This window comes from Spirochaeta dissipatitropha (assembly GCF_054657935.1).
On record NZ_BAAHXT010000029.1, the window covers coordinates 1 to 4,675 of the forward strand.

Here is a 4,675-nt window from a genome sequence, read left to right on the forward strand (position 1 = left end):
GCAGCAACTTTTTATGGCCTGTTGGCCTTGCTGTATTGCGGGTGGCGCCTCTCGGCGCGTGAGGGTGAATATAACGGACTGCGTTGTTTTGGTCAAGGGATTCTGAAAAGTATTTCTGCTTATTTATGCTGGATTTGCAAAAGCTTCATACATGATCAATACTTCGATTTATTAAACACGCAAAGGATGCACGATATGAATCAATGGAAGGTCCTGATTGCCAGAATGAAGGACGATTTTACTATAATACGGAAGGATGCGCTGTATTTTATAGCTATCTATACCCTGCTTCAGATAGCAGGAACAGGAAACCACGGCCTATTTACCCCAGGGCCCCAGTGGCAGCTTTCCGACGGCTTCGGTTTGCTGGGAACAATTGTATTAAGCATTCTGCACTTGCTCAATCTCTTTTATTTCCAGCGCCAATACTCTCAAAAAACAGATATAAGAGTCCTGACCCACAGCTTTTCCCAGCTTTTGTGGAACTACATCAAGGTTTTTGTTCTGCAGTCTCTTATTATTATTCCGATCGTAGTAGCCCTCAGCATAGTTCTGACCTTACCAGTATATCTAATGCCTGAAGGAACATTATTCTATAGTACATGGATCATAGCTGTGACCAGCATGGTTGCCCTGATAACAATAACCTGGTTTCTCAGACTGCTATTCCTGAGTAATATTCTTCTGTACCAGAGAACCGACTATAAAATGAAATGGATGATATCGGAGAGTAAGTACCTTATTAAGAGCCGACTACCTATTGTCATTGGCATAGTGCTTCTGCTCGTGATCAGCTCAGGGTCACTGTTGATTCACTTCCCGGTTCATTTTTACAGTCCTTCAATTCCCTGGTATGTACAGCTGTTTACAATTGCAATCGGCCTGGTGACGGTCTACATACGCTGTGCCCTTACGGTACATGCTGTTAAGGATGAACGCGAAAGTTTCATGTTCCAATCTGATGCGTGAGGGATTGAAGCGGCGCGGAGCGGACCCCGTAGGGCCGCCAGGCCCGAGGGGGCCGGAGCGGAAGCGGAGCCGCGCAAAGCCCGACCTGGCTGTGCTCGCTTGAGCGCTGCCGGGGCACGCCCGAATGCCGGATCGATTCAGGAAGTGACGGCGCCTTCACTGGCGCTTCTGCACAGGGCGGCAAACTTGGCCATAGCGCCCCGTTTATAACCGGTGTCCCGGGGTTTCCAGTCTGCGAGCCGTGCTTTGACCTGATCCTCCGGCACATGTAGTGTCATTTCCTTTGCGGCGAGACTTATGGTGATTCTGTCGCCGTCCTGAACCGCCGCGATGGGGCCGCCTTCCTGGGCTTCCGGGGTCACGTGACCGACAATCAGTCCGTGACTGCCGCCGGAAAACCGGCCATCGGTGATTAGAGCCACCTTGCCAGCCAGCCCTCTGCCGGCGATCGCTGCTGTGGGGGACAGCATTTCGCGCATGCCGGGGCCGCCTTTTGGTCCTTCGTAGCGTATTACCACGACATCACCTTCAATGACTTCACCGGCCATGATCGCGTCAAAGGCCTGCTTTTCGGCATTGTACACCTTGGCCGGTCCGGTATGCTCGGTTACCTTGAGACCGCAGGTTTTGAGCACTGCACCGCTGGGTGACAGGGAACCGAAGAGAACCGCAATTGGCCCGGTTGGTTTTTCAGGCGCAGACAGGGGTTTGACTACATCCTGACCATCCAGATGCACCTGTACATCGGCGAGGTTCTCAGCCACGGTTTTTCCGGTAACCGTGATGCAGTCACCATGAAGCAGACCGGCATCCAGCAGCATTTTCATTACCATGCGCACTCCACCGACCTTATGCAGATCTTCCATGACGTATCTGCCCGCTGGTTTCATGTCGGTGATCATGGGTGTTGTATCATGAAAGTAGTTGAATTCCTCTATGGTCAGGGGCACCTCTGCTTCACGGGCCAGGGCGAGAAAGTGAAGCACAGAGTTGGTGCTGCCGCCGAGGGCCATGACTGTTCTGATAGCGTTCTCGAAGGCATTCTTTGTCATGATATCCCGGGGTTTGATATCCTTTTCCACCAGCTGCTGCAGGGCTTGAACAGCGCTTCGCATATGCTCCTGCTGATCGGCATCTACAGCCGGAATACTGGAAGATCCCGGCAGACTCATGCCGATTGCTTCCATGGCACTGGCCATGGTATTTGCGGTGTACATTCCTCCGCAGGCTCCAGCTCCGGGGCAGGCGCTGCATTCTACTGCATAGCGATCCTCTTCGCTAATGGTACCCTTCGAGAAGGCCCCGACTGCCTCAAAAGCGCTGACGATGTCGATAGCCTTGCCCTTATGGTGCCCTGCCTTGATCGTTCCGCCGTAGCAGAAAATCGAGGGCCTGTTCAGACGCGCCATGGGCATGACGGTGCCCGGTATTGTCTTGTCACAGCCACCGATTCCGAGAATGCCGTCCAGGGAGTGACCGCGGACTACCAATTCGATGGTGTCTGCAATAACCTCTCGACTGATAAGGCTGGCCTTCATTCCTTCATGGCCCATTGCCTGGCCATCTGTAACGACGAAGGTATTGAACTTCATGGGTTTCAGACCGATCACGTTCATTTCTTCCTTGCAGATTGCGGCCAGATCGTCATGGTGGATATTACATGGACTGACTTCTGCACCGGCAGAGGCCAGGCCAATGAGAGGCTTCTGAAAATCTTCATCCTGAAAGCCTATAGCCCGAAGCATGGCCCGGTGAGGCATGCGCTCGAGGCCTTCGGTCATATCTGCACTGAACTGATTAGGTTTCTTCTGTTCTGATCCGGCTTTTTTTGTTTCGCCCATGATCTGTACCGCCTTGTATATGATATTGTTGGAGAAGATTATTATTTCACTAGTCAATAATACAAAAAGTGTCTGCCGCAAGCAAGTGCCAGACAAAGGCTCGACTGCATGGAACTAAATTGGAAATCTGCTATGGATGTATTATCTTTTATTGAAGTGGGGTGTTTATGCAGATTCAGAAGATTCTAACCGAGCCATATGCGGATTTCCCTGTCAACATCCGGTACAAGGCATCTAATTTCGCCAGGACATTGATCATTGTAGCAATCGTTACTTTCCTGATGACTGTGATGCATCTTGCAATGGGGAACTTTGCTAATCTTTTCAGCTCTGTTCCTGTATTTGCTGCTTCGATTCTGGCGGCCTATGCCCTGGCACGAGGGCATTTACTTTCCAGCAGTACACTGTATCTTGTATTGCTGGCCTGCTCTCCCTTTATGATTATGCTTGTCCAGGAATTCCAGGGAGTTCGCGACATATACCTGTATAGCAGCTTTGCCTTACCGGTGGTCATAATGGCGCTTGTAATTGGAAGCAGAAGGTTCCAACTTTCACTGGTTATTGGAATCCAGGTGATTCTGGGAATCGTCTGGATGCTGCAGCAGGCTCCCGGTGCTGAGATTACATCTGCCCGAGCTTTGACTTCAATTGTGTTTGCGCTTACGTTCTACGGCCTGGGGGCTGCCCTCCTTCATATAATCTTCGGTGTTGAATCAAACATTATGGATAGCTTACTGGCAAACGAGAGGGAATCTCGTGAGAGATCAGAACAATTTACCTCACTTTTTTCATCTGCCCAGACGACGATGGCAATCGGCAGTGAGCTAAGTTCACTTGCCAAGCGCCTGGCACTGAGCGCTCAGGATATTGATTCTGCAGGATCTGACGTAGAGGCTGTCCTGTCTGCGCTTGAAGGTACTGTCCAAAATAGTGAGGATTCACAAAAACAACTCGAGCTCAGTGGAAAACGGGTTTTGAAGGAGATGCAGGATCAGACTGATGCAGTCACTCGTTCATCAGCCGCAGTTGAAGAAATCACAGCAAGCATTCAACATATCGCGAAATCAGCTAAGGATAAATCGTTGGTTGTACAGAAACTCGATAGTGAAGCCGGGCAAACCGAGCAGTCTTTCAATGAAACGATTCGTTCTCTCGAGAAGCTTGATGTGTCATCCAGCAAGGTTGTTGAAGTTATTGAGGTGATTGAGGAGATTGCCTCACGGACGAATCTCCTTGCCATGAACGCGGCTATTGAGGCGGCACATGCTGGAGAAGCGGGCAAGGGTTTTGCAGTCGTTTCAGATGAAATCCGCAAACTGGCAGAGGAAACAAACGAAAACTCACGAATCAGCAAGGATCTACTCAGCAATAATCAAAATGATATTTCTGCTGTCATGTCTGCAAGCAAAGAAAACGGCGCTATGTTATCCCGGATGCTTATTCGCATACAGGAAGTACGCCAGGCTCTGGATGAGATTATTGGCGGCATGAGCGAAATGAGCAGTGGAACCGATGATCTGACGGCTGTTATTCATGATCTCACACGAATAAACACAACCGTTTCTTCTGCTGTTGAAGATATGAGTGGCATTATCGGGAATAATCATCTGGTTTTTCAGAACATTAACCAGCGTAGTCAGGAAGCCGGCACCTCCTTACAGGGCATTACCGGCAAGACCGCTGATCTGCGTACTGATGCAGAGCGCTTACAAGCAATTGGAGATGAGAACCACAGTAGTATTGAAAAAATACAGCAGATGCTGGATGAATTTGATTCTGATACAGTTAAGCTATCGTAAATCAAGGAGTCAGGATGCTGTTATTTAATTGATGCTTGTAGTGTGAGGGCACAAAAAAGCCTGGCG

The 4,675-nt window shown here is 49.7% G+C and carries 3 protein-coding genes; 2 read left to right on the plus strand and 1 reads right to left on the minus strand.

All coding sequences use genetic code 11. The features are described 5' to 3' along the window. Positions 1 to 195 precede the first annotated feature (195 nt). The gene (locus ACYQ2L_RS16930) at positions 196 to 969 is read left to right on the plus strand and encodes a hypothetical protein (RefSeq protein WP_460058264.1); all 774 of its coding nucleotides are present in this window, start codon (positions 196 to 198) and stop codon (positions 967 to 969) included. Positions 970 to 1,106: 137 nt separating this feature from the next. Here ACYQ2L_RS16930 and ilvD read toward each other — a convergent pair whose 3' ends face one another. Beyond that, positions 1,107 to 2,810 (minus strand): dihydroxy-acid dehydratase, encoded by a 1,704-nt coding sequence (gene ilvD / locus ACYQ2L_RS16935; protein ID WP_460058266.1) that lies wholly within the window; start codon positions 2,808 to 2,810, stop codon positions 1,107 to 1,109. A gap of 167 nt (positions 2,811 to 2,977) precedes the next feature. Between ilvD and ACYQ2L_RS16940 the strand changes: the two genes are divergently transcribed. Then, complete coding sequence (locus ACYQ2L_RS16940) at positions 2,978 to 4,609, plus strand: methyl-accepting chemotaxis protein (RefSeq protein WP_460058268.1); 1,632 nt, start codon at positions 2,978 to 2,980, stop codon at positions 4,607 to 4,609. The last annotated feature ends 66 nt before the right edge of the window (positions 4,610 to 4,675 follow it).

Bases quoted from the DNA above. Each gene is read 5' to 3' on its own strand.
- ilvD (WP_460058266.1), bottom strand. From the start codon at position 2,810: ATGGGCGAAACAAAAAAAGCCGGATCAGAACAGAAGAAACCTAATCAG.
- ACYQ2L_RS16940 (WP_460058268.1), top strand. From the start codon at position 2,978: ATGCAGATTCAGAAGATTCTAACCGAGCCATATGCGGATTTCCCTGTC.
- ACYQ2L_RS16930 (WP_460058264.1), top strand. From the start codon at position 196: ATGAATCAATGGAAGGTCCTGATTGCCAGAATGAAGGACGATTTTACT.